The organism is Glaciecola sp. 33A, from assembly GCF_002836745.1.
In the GTDB taxonomy this organism is placed as follows: Bacteria; Pseudomonadota; Gammaproteobacteria; order Enterobacterales; family Alteromonadaceae; genus Glaciecola.
Genome location: NZ_PJAR01000044.1, coordinates 461,207 through 481,770 on the forward strand (window position 1 = coordinate 461,207; position 20,564 = coordinate 481,770).

The 20,564-nt window shown below is 40.7% G+C and carries 18 protein-coding genes; 13 read left to right on the plus strand and 5 right to left on the minus strand.

The window, feature by feature from the left end; translation table 11 throughout:
* Positions 1-66: 66 nt before the first annotated feature.
* A complete protein-coding gene (gene sohB, locus CXF81_RS18120; RefSeq protein ID WP_101182810.1) occupies positions 67-1,095 on the plus strand; it encodes a protease SohB in 1,029 nt (342 codons plus the stop codon).
* A 94-nt stretch (positions 1,096-1,189) separates the two neighbouring features.
* Here sohB and CXF81_RS18125 read toward each other — a convergent pair whose 3' ends face one another.
* Positions 1,190-1,537, minus strand: coding sequence for a hypothetical protein (locus CXF81_RS18125; RefSeq protein ID WP_101182811.1), 348 nt, complete (start codon positions 1,535-1,537; stop codon positions 1,190-1,192).
* Positions 1,538-1,627: 90 nt separating this feature from the next.
* On the opposite strand from CXF81_RS18125, the gene CXF81_RS18130 reads away from it, so the two are divergent.
* Both CXF81_RS18130 and CXF81_RS18135 read left to right on the plus strand, forming a co-directional pair.
* A complete protein-coding gene (locus CXF81_RS18130) occupies positions 1,628-2,386 on the plus strand; it encodes a Nif3-like dinuclear metal center hexameric protein (RefSeq protein WP_101182812.1) in 759 nt (252 codons plus the stop codon).
* 131 nt (positions 2,387-2,517) lie between these two features.
* Positions 2,518-3,294, plus strand: coding sequence for a methyltransferase domain-containing protein (locus CXF81_RS18135; protein WP_101182813.1), 777 nt, complete (start codon positions 2,518-2,520; stop codon positions 3,292-3,294).
* Positions 3,295-3,316: 22 nt separating this feature from the next.
* On the opposite strand, the gene CXF81_RS18140 is transcribed toward CXF81_RS18135, so the two are convergent.
* Entirely contained in the window at positions 3,317-3,805 is a 489-nt protein-coding gene (locus CXF81_RS18140) for a glutathione peroxidase (RefSeq protein ID WP_101182814.1), read from the minus strand.
* A gap of 135 nt (positions 3,806-3,940) precedes the next feature.
* On the minus strand, positions 3,941-5,596 hold the full coding sequence (locus tag CXF81_RS18145) for a response regulator (protein WP_232771989.1): 1,656 nt from the start codon (positions 5,594-5,596) through the stop codon (positions 3,941-3,943).
* Positions 5,597-5,863: 267 nt separating this feature from the next.
* Here CXF81_RS18145 and CXF81_RS18150 point away from each other — a divergent pair, with 267 nt between their 5' ends.
* The 7 genes from CXF81_RS18150 (at position 5,864) to CXF81_RS18190 (ending at position 15,564) form a co-directional block, all read left to right on the plus strand.
* The gene (locus tag CXF81_RS18150) at positions 5,864-7,354 is read left to right on the plus strand and encodes a CoA-acylating methylmalonate-semialdehyde dehydrogenase (protein WP_101182816.1); all 1,491 of its coding nucleotides are present in this window, start codon (positions 5,864-5,866) and stop codon (positions 7,352-7,354) included.
* A 103-nt stretch (positions 7,355-7,457) separates the two neighbouring features.
* On the plus strand, positions 7,458-8,612 hold the full coding sequence (locus tag CXF81_RS18155; protein WP_101182817.1) for an acyl-CoA dehydrogenase family protein: 1,155 nt from the start codon (positions 7,458-7,460) through the stop codon (positions 8,610-8,612).
* Between the two features lie 2 nt (positions 8,613-8,614).
* A complete protein-coding gene (locus tag CXF81_RS18160) occupies positions 8,615-9,781 on the plus strand; it encodes an enoyl-CoA hydratase/isomerase family protein (RefSeq protein ID WP_101182818.1) in 1,167 nt (388 codons plus the stop codon).
* A gap of 1 nt (position 9,782) precedes the next feature.
* A complete protein-coding gene (gene mmsB, locus CXF81_RS18165; protein WP_101182819.1) occupies positions 9,783-10,670 on the plus strand; it encodes a 3-hydroxyisobutyrate dehydrogenase in 888 nt (295 codons plus the stop codon).
* A 69-nt stretch (positions 10,671-10,739) separates the two neighbouring features.
* Complete coding sequence (locus CXF81_RS18170) at positions 10,740-11,798, plus strand: putative RNA methyltransferase (protein WP_101182820.1); 1,059 nt, start codon at positions 10,740-10,742, stop codon at positions 11,796-11,798.
* Positions 11,795-12,370 (plus strand): D-glycero-beta-D-manno-heptose 1,7-bisphosphate 7-phosphatase, encoded by a 576-nt coding sequence (gene gmhB / locus CXF81_RS18175; RefSeq protein ID WP_101182821.1) that lies wholly within the window; start codon positions 11,795-11,797, stop codon positions 12,368-12,370. Before CXF81_RS18170 ends, gmhB begins: the two co-directional genes overlap by 4 nt.
* Positions 12,371-13,443: 1,073 nt before the next feature.
* Positions 13,444-15,564: a TonB-dependent receptor gene (locus CXF81_RS18190; protein WP_101182823.1), complete on the plus strand. Its 2,121-nt coding sequence runs from the start codon at positions 13,444-13,446 to the stop codon at positions 15,562-15,564.
* A 72-nt stretch (positions 15,565-15,636) separates the two neighbouring features.
* On the opposite strand, the gene CXF81_RS18195 is transcribed toward CXF81_RS18190, so the two are convergent.
* Together CXF81_RS18195 and CXF81_RS18200 are read right to left on the minus strand one after the other, a co-directional pair.
* A complete protein-coding gene (locus CXF81_RS18195; RefSeq protein WP_101182824.1) occupies positions 15,637-17,172 on the minus strand; it encodes a DUF3413 domain-containing protein in 1,536 nt (511 codons plus the stop codon).
* Positions 17,173-17,180: 8 nt separating this feature from the next.
* Positions 17,181-17,399 carry a DUF1414 domain-containing protein gene (locus CXF81_RS18200; RefSeq protein ID WP_101182825.1) on the minus strand — a complete coding sequence of 73 codons (219 nt, stop codon included), beginning with the start codon at positions 17,397-17,399 and terminating at the stop codon, positions 17,181-17,183.
* Between the two features lie 199 nt (positions 17,400-17,598).
* Between CXF81_RS18200 and yejK the strand changes: the two genes are divergently transcribed.
* The 3 genes from yejK to CXF81_RS18215 are packed head-to-tail and all read left to right on the plus strand — an operon-like array spanning position 17,599 to position 20,520.
* A complete protein-coding gene (gene yejK / locus CXF81_RS18205; RefSeq protein WP_101182826.1) occupies positions 17,599-18,618 on the plus strand; it encodes a nucleoid-associated protein YejK in 1,020 nt (339 codons plus the stop codon).
* An 8-nt stretch (positions 18,619-18,626) separates the two neighbouring features.
* A complete protein-coding gene (locus tag CXF81_RS18210) occupies positions 18,627-19,517 on the plus strand; it encodes a 6-carboxytetrahydropterin synthase (protein WP_101182827.1) in 891 nt (296 codons plus the stop codon).
* Positions 19,510-20,520 carry a M23 family metallopeptidase gene (locus tag CXF81_RS18215; protein WP_232771991.1) on the plus strand — a complete coding sequence of 337 codons (1,011 nt, stop codon included), beginning with the start codon at positions 19,510-19,512 and terminating at the stop codon, positions 20,518-20,520. Before CXF81_RS18210 ends, CXF81_RS18215 begins: the two co-directional genes overlap by 8 nt.
* Positions 20,521-20,564: the final 44 nt, after the last annotated feature.

Sequence of the window (20,564 nt, forward strand, 5' to 3'; positions counted from 1 at the left end):
GGGCCCTTTTATTTTGTGTTTTTGGCCCAACATAGCTTTTGTAAATTCAGTAAAAAGGAATGCAATTTGGAATTTTTATTTGTATATGGTTTGTTTTTAGCGAAAGCAATCACCATCGTTGTTGCGGTAGTCGTCGTTGTTGGTTTCATAATCGGCGTGGCTGTCAAACAGAAGCAATCAAGCGCAAGCGGTAACCTTGAATTTGAATCTTTGTCAGAACACTTTGACGATATCAAAAGCCAAGCTCAACACGTTCTTTTAGACAAAGACGAGTTGAAGAAGTTTGAGAAAGAAGAAAAGCAAAAACAAAAAAAGAAATCATCAAAAAAAGACGAAGACAAGAAGAATAATATGTTCGTCTTGCATTTTAATGGTTCGATGAATGCGCAAGAAGTCGAACAATTACGCGAAGAGATCACAGCTATACTTTGTGTCGCAACAAAAGATGACGAAGTGTTAGTTAATGTTGAAAGTGGTGGCGGGGTTGTTCACGGTTATGGACTCGGAGCGTCACAACTACAGCGTATTAAAGACAAACAAATTAAGTTAACTGTTAGTGTTGATAAAGTGGCTGCAAGCGGCGGATATATGATGGCTTGTGTTGCAGACCACATTATTAGTGCTCCTTTTGCTATCATTGGTTCGATTGGTGTTATTGCCCAACTGCCTAATTTCAATAAAGTACTAAAGAAAAATGATATTGAATTTGAACAACATACGGCAGGTGACTTCAAGCGCACCTTAACTATGTTCGGTGAGAATACAGATGAAGGCCGCAATAAATTCAAGGAAGAAATTGAAGACGTGCATGTCATGTTTAAAGGTTTTGTTAAACAACATCGTCCAGAGCTGGATATTGATAAAGTGGCTACGGGTGAATATTGGTATGGTCAGCGCGCAAAAGAATTAAATTTAGTTGATGAATTGAAAACATCAGATGACTTTTTAATGGATGCAAACAACACGTATAGATTGTTTCACATAAAATATGCGACCAAGAAAACACTTGCTCAAAAGTTAGGTTTTTCAGCATATCAAGCTATCGAACAAACATTTATGCGCTTGGTTGATGCTGGAAACAAGTTATACCGTTAGTGTAAAATTAAACGACACACAATAAAAAAGCGGCTATGCCGCTTTTTTAATTAGTATGTTGACGATAACTTACCTTCAACAAAACTTAATATTGCTACCTAGGCGCTTTTGCGCCCGGATTGATTTCCTGGATTTGCTTGGTATAAAAATCCTTTACTGAAAAGCTAGAGCTTGTCTTTTTGCTCTTGGCCGTTGCTTTAGCAGGCGCTTTTGGTTTCTCTGTTTTAGCTTCCTTACCCGGCTTTTCTACTTTCTGTTCTTTGGGAGTAGGCGCTGCGCCCATGCTATCAGCCATTTCTTCTAGTTGTGCTAAACGGATGTTTTTACCGCCGTCTACAGTGTACCAACCACCTTTTGCTTCAATTACTGGTGCTTTCCCATTAGCTGCTTCGTAAGCGGCTGTGAATTTTGCTAAGACGCTGTCTTTATCTAATTTGCTCATACGTTCTTATGAACCCTTTTTATAATAGTAATGTTAATATACCTTCTTTATTTCAAATGTCTAATTTGAGTGATTTGGAGCTGTATTTTTGTGAGAAGACATGAACTTATTAGATTAATTGACGATTTGCTACTGCCAAATACAGTTAATGACTATTGTCCAAATGGACTACAAGTGGAAGGGACTGACGAAATTAGCAAAGTAATTACGGGCGTTACAGCATCCCAAGCATTGATTGATGAAGCAATAAAACGCAAAGCCAATTGCATTTTAGTGCATCATGGTTATTTTTGGAAAGGCGAGTCACAGCCGATTACGGGTATTAAAATGCGCCGAATTAAATCACTTTTAATGCACGATATTAATTTGTTAGCGTATCATCTGCCTATTGATATACACCCAACCCTTGGCAATAACGCACAATTAGGTAATTTATTGAACGTGAGTGATATTCAGTCGCATCCCACAGTGAAACCAAGTGGCATTGTAATGTCAGGAGAGCTTGCGTTGGAGACCGGTGCGACCACCTTTCAAAAACAAATTGCGACCGCGCTAAATCGAGAAATACTGCATGTGAGTGGTCGCTCCAATAAACCGATTAAGCGAGTCGCATGGTGCACTGGCGGGGGACAAGGTTATATCGATGCTTGTGCAGAATTAGGTGTTGATGCGTTTATTTCTGGGGAAATATCAGAGCAAACTACGCATAGTGCGAGAGAGCTCGATATTCACTATTTTGCGGCGGGTCATCATGCGACTGAACGCTATGGTGTTAAAGCAATAGGTGAGTATTTAAATACACTACCGGACATTGAGGTTGAGTTTGTTGATATTCATAATCCGGCATAATGGTTGTTTTCAGATCGGTATTTCGCATTAACACGTAATTCGTTGTTAGGGCTTGATAAATCGATGTAAGAATGGGGTCAACGTAAATTGTATAAAAATTTTATTAAGACATTAGGTGTTCACGATAAAACATGAAAGATAGAAAAGTAGTTACGCCGACAGACACATTTTTTAACGGTATTGCGAATAAGTTTGACAACAATATCTATGGCACCAGCAAAGGGCGTTTGCGTCATCAGATGTTACTGCATTATTTATCTGCGTTAATTCATTCACCGCAGAATTTAGCTGTTTTAGATGCTGGCGGTGGAACAGGTATGATGTCATTAGAATTTGCGCAAGCGGGTCACCAAGTCACCTTATGCGATGGATCAGAAGAGGTGCTCGATATTGCAAAACAACGTCTAGCTGGCGCAACGAATATATGTGTTGAACAAACAGATATATTGTCACTTGACTATCCGCAACAATTCGACGTTGTTCTTTGTCATGCAGTGCTTGAATGGTTACAAGAGCCACTAGTGATTATTGACAAGTTATTTACTCAATTGCGCCAAGGTGGTCGATTATCTTTGAGTTTCTTTAATCGCGATGCCGCTTTGTTCAATAATGCTATTTGGGGAAATTTTGATTATATTGAGGCCGGATTGAAAGCCCGCAATCAAGTTAGATTAAATCCACACAATGCGCAACACCCAAGTGAAATTCTGCACTATATTAAGCATAAATATCCTACTTATACAATCGAGCATAAAGCAGGGATAAGGTGCTTTCACGATTACTTACAAGACCGTAGTAAGCAAATTGATGAGTATGACAAAATACTTGCATTAGAGATCAAATATGGGGCAACCGAACCCTACATGTGGCTCGGTAAGTATTTCCATTTAATCATTAAGAAAGACTAATGCAGTAATGCCGGGGTGTAAATTACGCTTTTAATGCGGCAGTGATGTCAGCTTCCATCTGTTCGGGTGTGGTAGTGGGACTGTAGCGTTTAATAACGTCACCTTGTTTGTTAACCAAAAACTTAGTGAAATTCCATTTAATTCGTTTACTCCCTAAAACACCCGGTGCAGCATCCTTTAAAAGTTTATAAATAGGTGCTGCGTTGTCACCGTTGACCTCTACTTTTTTCGAAAGGGGGAAAGATAGATTGAATCGCATCTCGCAAAATTGTGCAATATCGCTATCTGATCCAGGCTCTTGATGACCAAATTGGTCGCAAGGGAAGCCAATAACTTCAAGCCCACTATTTTTGTGTGTTTTATACAGAGCTTCTAAACCGTCATATTGCGGCGTAAACCCACATTTGCTTGCAGTGTTAACAATTAGTACCACTTTGCCTTCATATTGCTTCAGTGGGACTGTATTGCCATTGTTAGCAACGTAATCTAAGTCATAGAACGTGTTGGACATGTTATTCTCTTCATTAAGTCGTTGACGTAGTGTAACAGCGAGCCAACAATAGTCAGCAATTTAGCGTTAAAATAATGAAAATTTTATAATTAATTGTAAAAGTAACAAGGCGACAGGGTCACATGAGATATTTTTCTAGGCAACGTCTTCAGACATATGTTCTTCATAATCAGACATCCGATAGGCTTCAGGAAATTCATTTATCTTTTTCCTAATCAAGTTATAACGTTTTTTGTTGGATTCAGATAGGCGCTTGTCTTTCAGTTCGTCTACCAGCACTAAGGTTTTTTGATCTTTATACTCAGCCTTTTTAATGTCGCTTAAACACTGTAATAAATTAAGCGTAAAAGCAGGAACGCTTGAGTCTAATTGACGTGCTTTATAAAATAGTTCAATAGCGTCGTTAAGTTGATTACCGAGGTAGAGAACCATCCCTTGATCGTTAACGCGTTTCGCCTTTTCTTCTGATAGACCCAATGACTTTTCTGTTTCTAGCATAAGACTACCGGCTAATATTTGATCAATTTGATCATCTTTAGCCGATAGTTTGCGGTCTACTTCGTTCCAAACTTCACGTGCTTTATCTTCTTTACCCAAGCCAAACCAGACTTTAATTGCATCTACCATGGTCGTTAGTTTTGCGTTTTTCGCATCGCCGACGGTTTTGTCTAAAATAATGCGTTCCGCTTTTTGTTTATCGCCTTCCAATAAACTTGCAAGAGCAAGCATAAAGTCACGTTGATGTTGCGTTTGGTTATCAAGAATACTTCTACTCGCATTGCCAATTAAGCATTTCGCCGCATGTAGCTTTGGAGCTCGCTCGTTCATTACAGAATTTTCAGCCAGTTGTAAGTGATATCGAGCGAGTTCAATAGTGTACTCGTCAAAGCGTTCTTTAACGGTAAAATTACTTTGTCGTTTTTTTTCTAATAGCTTAATCGCTTCTTCACTCCGGCCTTGCATTTTGTAGGCGAGCACTTTTAGCTTGGTAGCTGGAATGGTGAGGTCATTTTCCTTAATATTATCCAGAATTTTTTCTGCCAAATCATAATTTTCTTTGCCAATTTCAACACACGCCATCCATTCATAGGCCTTGTCTTTAGTTAATTGGTCGCTAATTAAGCTATCTAGCATGTTTTGGCAATGACGCCATTGTCCAGATAAAAACTCACTTTTAATTAATCCCCAATGCGCCCAGAGCACATTAGATGAACGTTCTAATATATTGCGGTAAAGTGCGACTGCATCAGTGTAGCGTTGTTCACTAATCAGTAAACGCCCTTTAAGTTTAATAAAGTCGGCGCGCGCGCGCTTGCTCAAACTGCCTTGCAATGAGTCATCCACAAACTTGAGTGCTTTTTCCGGCTGTTCGTTATCTAGATATTCAAGTGCAGGTTTTATTTTTGAACGAATGCTTAGGTAATGATTCATCGACGTGTGCAATGTTTTTATGGTGTAAGGTTTGATAATCAGGATATCAGGGTGAATATCTAGGATTTGACTAATTGTTTGTGGCAAGCGATCCGATGTTAAAAACACAATACCGGTTGAAGGTTTAATCAGCTTCGCTTCTGTCAGATACTGTATCCATTCGACACCATTTTTGTTTTGACCTAAATGGAAGTCGATAACAACAACATCAAAGTTCATCGTTCTTAAGCCATTCCTTAACTCTTTGCCGTTGGTATAACTCGCAATATCAAACTCGCCCATAGACAACAGATTGCTGCGCAGATTTAGCCGAGCAGTTGTGTTGTCTTCGACGATTGCGATTTTGATTTTCTGCTTCATCACATCAACTTCCTATTTGTATCATTGTTGACAGTCTATCAATTGATGCTCCAAGTTGAACGAAATTTGTGCTGTTTTTGGGTATGCACCAAAATACATAGGTCTATCGATCCTAATCAATTAGTCGTCAGACAGCCGTTCCATAACAATAATTTCACAATAATTTCACAAAAAATAAGTGGCTCGTCTATACTTGACGTTTACGTAATGGTAAAGTCGAATTACTGAAACGGCACACTCACTGTTTAAATCATCCTAAGGTCTACTATGAACAAGATTGCTCAATTAATTGATGGACAATTTGTCCAGTCTACAACTACTGATTTTATTGAAGTGACAAATCCGGCGAACAACCAAGTTATTGCGCATGCACCTTGCGCAACGGTTGCTGAAATGGAACAAGCGGTAAGTGCAGCAACCACCGCTTTTAAAACGTGGAAAAAGATACCCGTGCCTGAACGTGCGCGTCTGATGATGCGTTATCAGCATTTACTGAAAGAAAATCATGATGAAATAGCAACTATTCTTGCACAAGAAACGGGTAAAACCTTTGCTGATGCTAAGGGCGACGTTTGGCGCGGAATTGAAGTGGTTGAGCAAGCGGCCAATATTTGTTCCATGATGATGGGAGAGACTGTTGAGAATGTTGCTACAAATATTGACACCTATAGTATGATCCAACCGTTGGGTGTTTGTTTGGGTATCACACCCTTCAATTTTCCAGCCATGATCCCACTGTGGATGTTTCCAATGGCAATTGCATGCGGTAATACATTCATTTTGAAGCCCTCAGAACAAGATCCTAATACACCCATGAAATTAGCGGAACTTTTTATGGAAGCTGGTGCCCCTAAAGGCTTGTTAAACGTGCTGCATGGCGGCAAAGACCAAGTTAATTATTTGCTCGAACATGACGCCATACAGGCTGTCTCGTTTGTCGGTAGTGTGCCGGTTGGTCAGCATATTTATAAAACAGCAACGGACAACATGAAACGTGCGCAATGTTTTGCTGGTGCCAAAAATCATTCCGTGATTATGCCTGATTCCAATAAAGAGTTTGTGTTGAATAATTTAGTCGGTGCAAGTGTTGGTGCAGCTGGACAACGTTGTATGGCAATTTCAGTTGCGGTATTTGTTGGTGACACTGTCGATTGGATCCCTGAATTAGCGAAAAAGATAGCTGACGTTAAACCAGGACTTTGGAACGACAAAGACGCAGGCTACGGACCACTAATAAGCCCGCAGGCGAAAGCCAAAGTATTGGCAATGATAGCAGAGGGAAAACAACAAGGCGCAACCTGTCTGGTTGACGGTTCTGGTTTTACCTTGGAAGGATATGAAAACGGTAACTGGATTGGTCCCACTGTGTTTTCTGATGTAACCGCTGAGATGAGTATTTATCAACAAGAAATTTTTGGTCCAGTGTTATGTTGCATGGTCGTCAACACACTTGAAGAGGCTATTGCGCTGGTGAATGCTAATCCATTCGGCAACGGTACATCTATATTTACGGCTAGCGGCGCTGCTGCACGCAAATATCAAAGCGAAATAGAGGTAGGGCAGGTGGGCATTAATGTGCCTATTCCAGTGCCACTGCCATTTTTCTCATTTACCGGCTGGAAAAATTCGTTTTATGGTGATTTACATGCGTATGGTAAACAGGGCGTGCGCTTTTACACAGAAACAAAAACAATTACCGCTCGCTGGTTGGATGACGACATTCCTTCAGGTCCAAATATGACTATTGAGTTAAAGTAATAGCATATCATTTAACACGGTATTGCTTGACCCAGTAATAGCGTGTTAATCCGCTTCTCAGCCTAGCTGTTGACGAAGAGTGATTAAAAAGAGCGAGTAACATATGAATTTTGAATTAAATGAAGACCAAACCGCCTTCGCTGCAACAGCTAGACAATTTGCCGACCAGGAGCTTGCGCCTTTTGCGGCAAAATGGGATCGAGAACATTACTTCCCAATCGAAGCAATTCAAAAAGCCGGTGAACTCGGTTTTTGTAGCTTGTATACTCCGGAAGATGAAGGTGGTTTAGGTCTATCTCGCCTTGATTCTTCGATTATATTCGAACAGTTATCTACGGGATGCACCACGACGACTGCGATGCTAACCATTCATAATATGGCAACTTGGATGATTGCGACATGGGGTACAGCGCAAGTTAAAGAAACGTGGATGCCAACATTGGTGACAGGTGAAACCATTGCGAGTTATTGTTTAACTGAACCGGGTTCAGGCTCTGACGCTGCTTCAATGCGCACCAGCGCTAAGAAAACAGAGTCAGGTTATGTGCTAAATGGCGCTAAAGTGTTTATTTCTGGTGCGGGAGCAACTCAAGTTCTGGTCGTTATGGCTCGAACAGGTGAAGCCGGTGCCAGCGGTGTTTCTGCATTTGTAGTACCTGCGGATGCCAAAGGTGTCGAATACGGTAAAGCAGAGGAAAAAATGGGCTGGAATGCGCAGCCAACAAGAATGATTACGTTTGTTAATGTTGAAGTCAGTGCCAGTGCATTACTTGGCAATGAGGGCGAAGGTTTCAAGTTTGCAATGCAAGGGCTTGATGGTGGTCGCGTGAACATCGCTACCTGCTCAATTGGTACGGCGCAACAAGCGTTGAATACCGCACAAGCTTACATGCAAGAAAGAACACAATTTGGTAAACCATTAGCTAGCTTTCAAGCGCTGCAATTTAAACTTGCTGACATGGCAACTGAATTAGTTGCCGCTCGCCAGATGGTGCGCCTAGCCGCAAGTAAACTAGATAATAACCACCCTGATAAAAGCACATACTGCGCAATGGCAAAGCGTTTTGCTACCGATGTGGGTTTCGATGTTTGTAATCAAGCATTGCAAATTCATGGGGGTTACGGCTATATCAAAGAGTATCCATTGGAGCGTCACGTGCGTGATGTAAGAGTGCATCAAATACTTGAGGGTACAAATGAAATTATGCGCGTTATTATCGGACGTCGTTTAATATCATCCAATATTGAAGTGCTTTAGTTATGGCAGTTATTGAAACTAAATTACTTTCACGTAACAAATCTGGCGAATACATAGGCGTTATCACCCTTAATAAAGAAAAATCGTTAAATGCCTTGGATCTCGAAATGGTGCAGTTGATGACAGCATCCTTGGCGCAATGGCGCGATGACGATTCGGTAGTGGCAGTGTTCATTGATGCCTCAGGTCACAAAGCTTTTTGTGCTGGTGGTGATGTGGTTTCATTGTATCAATCAATGAAACTTATTCGCACTGAGCAGCAGCTTAAAGGCAAGTTGAAACTTGAGCATCCGCCTCAGTTTTTTACTGACTTTTTTACTCAGGAATACAGTCTCGACTATTGTATACATACCTATCCAAAACCGATCATTACTTGGGGCAGTGGTATTGTAATGGGCGGTGGTTTAGGTTTATTCGCTGCGTCTAAGTTTGCCATAGCCACAAATACGTCGAGGTTCGCGATGCCCGAAATTAGTATCGGATTATTCCCTGATGTTGGTGGCAGTTATTTTCTAAATAAAATGCCAGCGGGTGTTGGCTTGTTTTTAGCCTTAACTGGCGCTAGTTTCAATGGCCGCGATGCCTTCGATGTGAATCTTGCTAGTCATAAGCTTGGGTCTGAAAGCAAGCAAGCATTGCTAACTGAGTTAATACATATGAATGAGGTGTCTGCGCAAGACATTGACGTTGCTTTATCCGCATTACAATTAGTTGATGAGCCCGAATTTAGTTCGGTTGATGCGAAACTTCAACCCAATTTTAAGCGTTTTCAACAATTAGCTGATGCGCCATCGTTGTCTGCAGTCGTCGCGCAATTAGCGATTATGGTTAGCTCTACAGAAGATGCTAGATGGTGGTTGAAAGCGCTAAAAACACTGCAAAGTGGCAGCCCGATCACTGCCAATATAATATTCGAACAACTAAAGCGGGGCAGAGGCTGCACCTTAGCTGACTGTTTTAGACAAGAACTTAGTGTAGCGTTATGTTGTGGGATGTATGGAGAATTTGAAGAGGGTGTCAGAGCTTTGTTGATTGACAAGGATTTTACACCTGAATGGTTATATGAAAATTGTGATGATGTACCGACAAGTTTGATCCATAAACATTTCACTTATTTCGATGATGCGACGAATCCTTTGCATCAACTTGAACAAACTTATGGAGGTTAGTATGGCGAAGATTGCATTTTTCGGGTTAGGTAACATGGGAGCATCCATGGCTAAAAACTTGGTCAAAGCACAGTTCAACGTCACCGTTTTCGATCTTGTTGGTTCACAAGTAGAGTTGTTAGCCGAGGCTGGCGCAACACCAAGTAACAGTGTTAAACAGGCCGTTGAGAGTGCAGATATCATTATTTCTATGCTGCCAGCAGGCAAACACGTTGAATCCCTTTATTTTGACCAAGACGGTATTGTAAATAATATTTCAGCGAAGTCCTTATTTATCGATTGCAGTACGATAGAATCAAGCACCGCCAAAAGTATTGGTGCACAACTACAGGCACACGGTCATCGATTTATTGATGCGCCGGTATCGGGCGGTGTGGCTGGAGCCGCAGCGGGTACCTTAACTTTTATAGTGGGTGGCGAGAAAGTTGATTTTGATGAAGCTCTAGGTTGCTTGCAAGCGATGGGCAAGAATATATTTCATGCTGGTGGCATTGGTGCGGGTCAAGTGGCTAAAATATGCAATAACATGTTACTCGCAATTTTAATGGCGGGTACATCAGAAGCGCTGCAATTGGGCATCGACAATGGTTTAGACCCTAAAGTCATGTCCGATATTATGTTGCAAAGTTCAGGACGGAATTGGACATTAGAGCTGTATAACCCTTGCCCTGGTGTGATGGCTAATGTGCCATCATCAAATGATTATCAAGGTGGTTTTTTGGTTGATCTAATGAACAAAGATCTGGGCTTAGCTATGGGCACAGCGGCAAATAATCAATCCGTCGTACCCTTGGGTCAATTGGCTAAGTCGTTATTCCAAATGCATGGCAATGCAGGTAATGGTAATTTAGACTTCTCTAGCATCTTCAATGCCTATAAACACGGCTAACGTCGCTTCTGAGATTGTATGAGGGTGTGATACCATGCCCTTATATTAACAAACGAAGCTTTCATCATTATGTGGCAATGCCCACTTTGTAAATTACCTCTAAAAACACATCAAACCGATGCGCCTGGCAGACTCTTGAAAACGTGGTTATGTGAAAATAATCATAGTTTTGATAAAGCAAAGCAGGGCTATGTTAATTTGCTACCAGTGCAAAACAAGCGATCTAAAATGCCTGGCGATGATGTTGAAATGGTCGCTGCCAGAACTACTTTTTTTGCCGAAAAACCGTATGCGCCTCTCGTGATAAGACTGTCCGAAGTAATACGCTGCGTAGCTATGCGAGATACAGCTGGTTTTTTTGTGCCGTGTAACTCGTCTAATACGACTGGGATGCCCCTCAAAGTATACGATTCAGGCTGTGGTGAGGGGCATTATCTTGCCGAGCTTTCTGCGCAACTTGTAGACGCTAACTTAAGTGCAGATTTAAGTGCAGATTTACGTATTAACAAGGACACTGCGACGACTCCTTTTGTATTTGCAGGACACGATATTTCTAAAGCGGCAGTGATCAGCGCAGCAAAGAGAAATAAGCATAAACAATTAGTTGTTGCCTCCACTATAAACATCCCTGTTTTGGACAGCTCACAAGATATTATTTTACAAGTTTTTGCACCAGCATGCGCGGGCGAATATGCACGAATTTTGCATTCCAATGGTGTTCTTATTACGGTAGATCCAGCACCAAAACATTTGTTTGAATTGAAAGAAATAGTGTATGAAAAACCCGAGTTTCATCAAAAGCATAGTGCAGTTCTGACCGGATTCGAGATTATTCAACAGCATCATATTGGCTTCAGTGTTTCCTTAAATAGTGCGGAGGTACGTTTGGCATTGTTAAAAATGACCCCTTTTTACTGGAAAACAAATGACACACAACGTGCGTTAATCCAGATCAGATTGATGCAAGTAACCGCGGATTTTGTGATTACAGTTTGGCAACAAAGTAAAGGCGCTGAAGGTAACAAAGCGACGCTCAGTGACTCAACGGATGTAGACGCGCCTGAGAATGGTGTTGCGCATGATAACGCGTTAGAGAAAGATTCAACTGACATAGAGAACGAATTATGAACAAGGCGCTATTTTTAGACCGAGATGGCGTGATAAATGTCAATCACGGTTATGTTTATCGAACCAGCGACTTTGATTTCATGCAAGGTATTTTTGATCTTGTTCAACGTGCAAATGCACAGGGCTATAAAGTCATTGTGGTTACCAATCAGTCTGGTATTGGTCGCGGTATGTATACCGAGTCTGACTTTGAAGCGTTAAGTGTATGGATGCTTTGTGAATTTACGAAGCGTGGCGCTATCATTGATGACGTTCTTTTTTGTCCACATCACCCCGAAGCAAAGCTCCCAGAATATAAAAAAATGTGCGAATGCAGAAAGCCTAAAGCCGGTATGCTTAAAACCGCGGCCTCTAAACACAATATCTGCCTTGCTAATAGTATGATGGTGGGAGATAAGCTATCAGACGTTGAAGCTGCAATAGAGGCAGGTCTTCGTGAGGTTGTCTGGTTTAATCCTGAATTCATAGAACCAACACAGACGAGTACTGCTGAATTTCAGGCTAAGTCGCTCTCCTGTAAACTAACGTCGATAAAGAGGAGTCACAGCCTCTGGACAATAATAACGGCCTAACTTGTATGCTAATTGGCAGCTGACTTTTTTGATTTTGTCGTTTTAATTCAGAAAATTCGGCATAAAAAGAAGTTGATAAGATGAAAAGTGAATTTTTATTAGCCGCGGCTCATAAATTAAAACTCCATTGGTCAGTATGTATGGATTCTGTGAATTATGAATGGACGTAAGGTAGAAGTTCTGCAATTTGCTCTCACCTTTCTTTCGCATTGGCAAGGTTTTCAGAATCAGTTGTGGTATCAAATTCACCTCTATATAAAAGCGGTTGGAGATAAACTATTGGCATAGCCACATAAAGCAAGTTCACGTCTTCAGTTAATTAACAAACAGTTATTGCTCGCTGCACCACGTTTTCATACTCAGCATTGAAATCAATTGCGACAACAATTTTGTTATAAATACTCATGATTAATAGACCAAACTAGTTTGATAGATTTGCCCTTTCTTTGTTTTCATGAACAGTTTCCTTTAAAAATTCCATGTGAGCTAACAACACAATTACCTATATGTTGCTAAGAATCTATTCGGTGTTTTACTTAATAAATTGTGTGAATGACTTAATTGGATTTATTAAGTGAGTCGATGAATCAGGGCTTGTTTAGTCGCTCAACACTCAGGAAGCATCAATGCAGATCTTATCAATCTTAACTGTCGACAGATTCTTAATTAGACGTTATATTATAACAAATATGCATTTATTTACTTCACACTATTTAAGAAAGCAAAAATCACTGTTGAAATATTTACTGGTGATCATTGTCCTATTTTCTGTTTTTTCTGAATGTCACCGTTTCGCTCATGCACTGCAGAGTGAGCAACAATGCCAGTTATGTTTGAGCTCTTTTGATTTTGAACACGCTTTACCAGTTAACGTTACGTTTTTTGACATTGAACGAAAAACCTATACTCCAATTGAACTACGTTATTGGCCTTTTTACTCTCTATTCAAAGCTCAATTTGGCAATAGAGACCCGCCTTTATTTCTCTGAAATTCATAGCATAACCATTTGTTAATACTGGGTATCTTTTGATAGCTCAGTGAGTTTTGATTTGTAATTTAGAGATAATATATAATGAAAGTAAAATATTCGGCGATCGTTCTAGCTGTTTTTGCAGCGTTAAGCCAAAATTCAGATGCAGTAGAAAAAAAGATTCAAAAAGATGAAAGTGACATAGAGACAATATTAATCACCGCATCGCCTTTTCAGCGCACAATACTAGAATCCAGTGTACCCGTGACAATCCTCAGTGGAGAAGAGTTAGATCAACATCAGGCTGCAACGTTAGGCGAGACCCTCAAAAATGTGCCTGGTGTTCATAGTTCGTATTTTGGTCCAGTGGCGAGCAGCCCGATCATTCGTGGTTTGGATGGTCCTCGTATCAAAGTCTTGCAAAATGGCCTAGGTGCCTCTGATGCATCGCGTGTTGGACCCGATCATCAAGTATCTACCGAAACCTCTACAGCAAGCCAAATTGAGATACTGAGAGGACCAGCCACTCTGCTATACGGCAGTGGTGCAATTGGTGGCGTGGTAAATGTTGTGGATAATCGACTACCAGTCACTAGGCAGGAAGGCCTTATTGGTGAAGTTTTTGCGCAATACGACAACGTTGCGGACGCTACAACAATTTCAACAGATTTAAACGCAGGGGTAGGCGATTTTGTAGTGCACCTAGATGCATACAATCGCAGCACCAACGATTATAAAATTCCGGTGCCAGCAAACATAAACGAGCAAGGTGGTAGCACTAAGTTGTCTAACTCTGCTATGGACGCAGATGGGTATAATCTGGGTGCTGGTTGGATTCAAGATGACACGGTTGTTGCGCTGGCATATGGAAAAATGAATTCTGAGTATGGCTTACCCGGAGAAGAAGGCGTATTTATAAAATTAAAACAGGACAGGTATCAAGGTGTTGTCGACTGGAATAATTTAGACGGCTTTGTAAACGCGGTGCATTGGCAAAATGCTTATACAGACTACGAGCATTCTGAAATTGACGTGGTCGAGGTTGGCACTACGTTTAAAAACGAGAGCATAGAGTCTAGACTGTGGGGCGAGCATGTGGCTGTGTTTGGTTGGAAGGGTGTGTTAGGTCTACATTACAACAATAGTGATTTTGAGGCCATTGGTGAAGAGGCTTTCACACCGCCAACGAAAACAGACAGTCTTGCCCTATTTTTAATGGAAGAACGCCAAACTGGCGCATTTATATGGCAAATAGGCACCCGAATTGAGCAAGTAACTCATACTGTTAATAATGACTTTTTTGCTGCACGTGATCCGCAGCAAAGTATTGCCTTTGCTGATACCGATTATGTTGCACTGTCTGGATCTGCGGGTGTTGTTTACAAAATTGATAGTGACAACACGTTAGCGTTTAACTATGCTTACTCAGAACGCGCACCTTCTGCATCTGAATTTTTCTCATATGGGCCGCACATCGGATCGGGCACTTATGAAATTGGTGGTGGCTTTGAGATAACTAACAATAATGATCAACAGACTGTTGTTCAAACTGCAAACGATATGGATAAAGAGGTATCCAATAACGTTGACTTAAGCTATCGTTTTAACACAGATGATTTGAATGCAAGCGTCAGTATTTTCCACAACCAAGTTGACAACTACATTTTCGAAGATTTTACTAACTTAGTGTTTAGTGATGGAGGGTTAGTTTCATCACAAGTGTTTGCTGACCAAGTTGCTACTTTGGGAGAATCTGCAGATGAAGCTGGCGGTTTACCTGTTGTTGTATTTGCTCAACAAAACGCCAAACTATATGGTTACGAAGCTCAAATCGATTGGCACTTAAACGACCACTGGCGTATAGAAGCATTTACCGATTACACCCGAGCTAAGTTAGCTTCAGGTCTTAATGTACCTAGAATTCCTCCGATGAGAATTGGTTCGTCGGCTCATTATGAATCTGGCAATTGGCATACCGAGATGGAGGTTATTCGAAATAGTAAACAAGATAAAATAGCGATGAATGAAACTGATACCAGAGGTTATACAATGGTTTCCGCGTCTGCTAATTACTACCTTGCTCTGGATAATGTAGATATGACGATTTACATAAAAGGAGATAACTTAACAAATCAGGAAGCCAGAGTTCATTCATCTTACTTAAAAGACGCAGCACCGTTATCAAGTCGTTCGTTTAGTATTGGCGTGCGTGCGCGCTTTTAAGAACTCTTGACAATAAAAAGCGGATGCTAAAAAGTGTCCGCTTTTTACTTATTATCAAGTCATTGCGTGAATTTACTGTTTTGAAAACTCAGTAATATGCTTAATTGAGCGACTCAATAGATTTGTGTCAATTTCAGTCAACACTTTTTCATTTGTCATGTAATCTCGAATTTCAAAACTACCATTCTTGCTAACCTCAGTAATTAACCCTTTATGCACCACTATTAAGTGTCTACCTTGCGTGCTTACCGCCCAAGCTCGCGTTGGTGATTGTAATGCTTGGCCGATAGAATAGTTATCTGGCGCAGCGTTACAACCTAATTCGGTTAATATAGTGGGGGCAATATCTTCTGTTGTCGACATGTCTGTTTTGAGCGGTAGGTTACTATACAGCTTGTGAAAGGCGCTATCTTCAGGCTTCGCTACAAATAGGATCTTGGTGGATAAGCTAAGCGCTTTTAAATCAATTGAAGCTAACTCTTGATTGGTCACGGTTGCCATGAATAAACCACTGGATTGTTCATTAAGTTTGCTAATAAATGAATTCCAATTACTTGAATAAAATGGCTTGTTCTCAGCATCATCTTGATTGCTCGTTTTATGATTGTACATGCTAACGTCGAGGTTAAATGCCTTTGACAGTGCCAGTGTGACAGGCTGCGTATTGGCAACGCTAGGCAAGAAACCCTGAGGTAAGCCATATACAACAGACATTAAATAATCACTTTTCAAAGTGCTACTAACAAAATGGAAGCCGTTGTCCATTAAGCCCTCAGGCACAAAGGATAAAGTGTCATTGCGCAAACTTAAAAATAATAATTTTTGGGTCGCATCGACCGAGCAATAAATCGGCTTTGGTGGATAATCAAAAGAATAATTATCATCGTTAAACTGTAAATTTTGACGTTGTTTATAGTCTTGCAGGTCAAAAACACCGATGCGTGACATCAATGTCTTAGCTGTTGCAGGGTAGGACAAAGGAAGCATATTATCTTGCTGTAATACGGGCGCATATAATTTTGCGTCGGCCCATACATGAATAGCGTGGCTAACGACAAAACAGAATACAAAGGCACTACTGGCGTAAATTCCTATGTGTACCTTCATGAATCGTTTTATGCGTTTATGTATTGCGTTCGCCAGCACCAGTTGAAACATTAACCAGACGACAACAAGCAATAACAAATAGAACCATTGGAGCCAATTAAATGCACCCATATGTCCTTCTGTTTCACTGCGCACCAGAGCCGCTGAACTAAAGCTAATGTGAAACCCTGTTTTATTGTAAAGCAGCGCATCAAAAGCGAGTAGGGCAAGACCAATAGCAGCGATAGCTGACCCAAAAACACGTAATATTCTAGGCTGCTTAATTTTGTAACATAGCGGTAATAGTAAAACAACGAAACCAAAGAAAGTAATAAAACTGATGTGTCCAATCCAAGTCACGAACATATAAATAATACTGATGGGGGTGCTTGATATGGGCGATGACAACAAATACACTGAGGATATGACCAGCGCCATTAGAATGTTGGCAAGGGCAAACCAATGGCCCCAAGCAACGAGTTCGTTTATTTGTTTACGTCGTGGTGATTCATTAAAAATCATAGTAGCTGTTAATTCCCTTTGACTGCTCTTTTTAATACATCACAAAATTGTGCCACCATCGCGTCTCTCTTTTCTTGAACGACTTGTTGCGTGAAGATATTAGATAACACATTGCCCAGTACCATTAACGACAAATCTCTGTTTGCATTATTTTGTTCTAAGGCGACGAAAACGTCTTGCATAGCCGCTTCAAACTCTTTATCAGAGTATCGGGATTGTTGTGGCATTAATCTGTCCTGTGATTTTTAATGAAAAACTGGTTACAATTAACCATCTCCAGAATGCTCATTATAATGGCACTCTATTCATTCACAAACAATTGTTTGGAAATCTAGGTTTATTGTGGCGGTGGTTAACGGTAAACTACGGTAAATACTATACTAATCCAATATTTTAGCACATTTAATAAGGTAGCCTTTTAAGTATATGAGTGCACTCATTCACCAATTTGTTGTTCATCGTTTAAATTTGTCTGACGATGGCAAGCTTCACTTTATTCCTCGAACGAGTTGTTTTGAGCCTAGTAAAGAAATAGAAACGTTAGCACAGCAGCTTCATACAACCTTTAATAGTAAGCCTGGAAAGGGTGTTGGAGGGTTTGTACAAGAAACTGAAAATACTTTTTCTGCAGATTTGTCACAGGTACTACAAAGTGAAATGGACTTCCATGCATTTAGTGTCAAGAGCGGCGAATTCTTACTACAAACGCTAGCTAAAGATGAAATGATAGAAACAGGGTTTCTAATATTCAGTCAATATGAATATTTGGCTACGCAATATTTGCTTATTGCGCTTATAGACACTAAACAGCATGTTGCTGTGAATCAACAGATGGATTTAGATTACAGCGACCACTTAGATTTTAGTAAGATGCAATTAGCGGTGCGAATTGACATTACGCAATGGCAAGTAACGCCTGAGCAATTCAGATATATCAGTTTCTTGAAAGGTCGCATGGGTCGTAAAGTATCAGATTTCTTTATGCACTACATTGGTTGCGAAGAGAAGGTCGACGTTAAGCAGCAAAACAAACAATTAATGCAAAATGTCGATGATTATTTGTCTCAAGAACAATGCGATGCATATGAAAAAAATCAGCATCGTGGCTCAGTAGCCAGCTATTTTAAGGAAAGAGTAGTTGAAGGTGAGGATGTTACGGTCGAGGAAATCGCTCAGTTTTTACCAAAAGATGAAGACTCTGGTCAATCTTTTACGCTATTTAATGACCAACAGGAAGTGCCATTAGAGCAGCGCTTTCAACCAGATCGCGCAGCTATTAAGTCATTGGCAAAATTTAGTGGTGCCGGAGGTGGCGTGACCATCAACTTCGATCGTCCATTATTAGGTGAACGAATCTTGTACGATCCGCACACCGACACATTGACAATTCGCGGTATTCCACCCAATTTAAAAGACCAGTTGCTACGCGCAACGAAAGGGAAATAATTGCTGATATGAAATTATTCGTAAACGACTTGACCGTTATGGATTTCTCCTACCTTTGCCCAAAACGAGGAATGGTAGGTGAAAGCTGGATTGTCGATATTCTGCTAAATGGCGGATTGAACGAAGAGAGCATGGTGCAAGATTTCGGCAAAGTGAAAAAAGAGCTCAAGCATGTGATTGATGACTATGTTGATCATAAGTTAGTAGTGCCTGCTGAACATGCATGCACCACGATTACTCACGATGATTCTAATGAGCGAGTTCAAGTTGACTTTTTTTATCATCACGAAGGCGCTGAAAACGCGCAAAGTCTGCATTTGTATTGCCCTCCTGAAGCATATGCATTTGTGTATGCTGATGAAGTAAATATGAGTTCAGTAACTGAGTATTTAAAAGAGGTCATAAAAACTCACCTACCAGAAAATGTGCACTCTGTAGAGCTTTTTTTACGTGAAGAGGCTATCCCAACAGATTTTTATCACTATACACACGGACTCAAAAAACACGATGGAAATTGCCAACGTATTGCACATGGGCATCGATCAAAAGTATTGGTTTTTGAAAATGGAAAAGAAAGTCAAAAATGGCAAAATTATTGGGCAAAGAGATGGGCTGATATTTATATAGGCACAAAAGAAGATTTAGTTTCGCCCAGTCAATTAAGTTTTCAACATGACAACATACATGCTGACAATTTTTATTGTTTTAAGTACCAATCATCGCAGGGTGAATTCGAAATGGCGATTGAAAAAGAGGCATGTGAAATTATTGAAACGGATTCAACCGTTGAATGTTTAGCCCAATTTATGTTTGATGAATTGAAAACGATGTCAGGCATGACATTAGAAGTCAGAGCATTTGAAGGTGTTGGCAAGGGTGCTATTGTTGCCGATGAATAACAGTGCAAAAAACCAAATTTATGTTGGCGTAAAGCCAGGCTTAGGTAGCATTATTTGCAGTGGCATTATTTGCGCTGGCATTATTTTCAATACAAACGTACTTGCTGAAAACATTAACACAAAAAATGCTCGCGTATTAGCGTTTGAGACACTCACTGTTGATAATAAGAAAACGGACACAACCGACCTACAGGAGCTGACGCCAAAAGATTTACCATCTGAAGCTGTTGCACAATTAACATCGCAACTTGTTTTGAATGGCAGCTTAACGCAAGGGGCCTTGTTACGTGGGAAACTGCCAAGCGGCAGTGTTGTGTGGCTTAACAATAAGCGCATTAATATTTTATTATCAGGCGATTTTGTAGTTGGTTTTGGGCGTGATGCCGCTTTAACGCAAAAACTGGAGTGGCAATTACCCGGTCAAACTAGTCGTAAGCAAAAAAACCTTAAACTAGCGAAACGTGAATACAATATACAGCGCATAGAGGGTGTTGCCTCAAAGTATGTTTCTCCGCCAAAAGAAGTGCTAGAGCGGATTCGAAACGACAATGTGCAAATTGCCACAGCAAGGGCAACAAGTTCTGAACTTACTGCGTTCACAAAAGCACTTATCTTGCCTGCCAAAGGGGTAATTTCAGGTGTTTTTGGTAGTCAACGCGTGTTCAATGGTGAACCTAAACGACCACACTTCGGCTTAGATATTGCTGGACCGGTCGGAACTGCCATCAAAGCACCTTTAGATGGCGTGGTTACTCTGACGCATGCTGATATGTACTATTCTGGTGGTACTCTTATTATTGATCATGGTCTGGGTGTTTCATCGACGTTTATTCACCTTTCTTTGATCGTTGTTAAGCCAGGGGATATGGTAAAACAAGGTCAAAAGATTGCAGAAATGGGTGCGACTGGCCGAGTAACCGGTCCACATCTTGATTGGCGGATAAATTGGTTTAAAGAGCGCTTGGATCCAGCACTGCTGGTTGACCTAACAGAAGCTGAATAGCCGGCAATCCCAAGCAACTGCAGCAGCCGGCTATTACTAAGCGC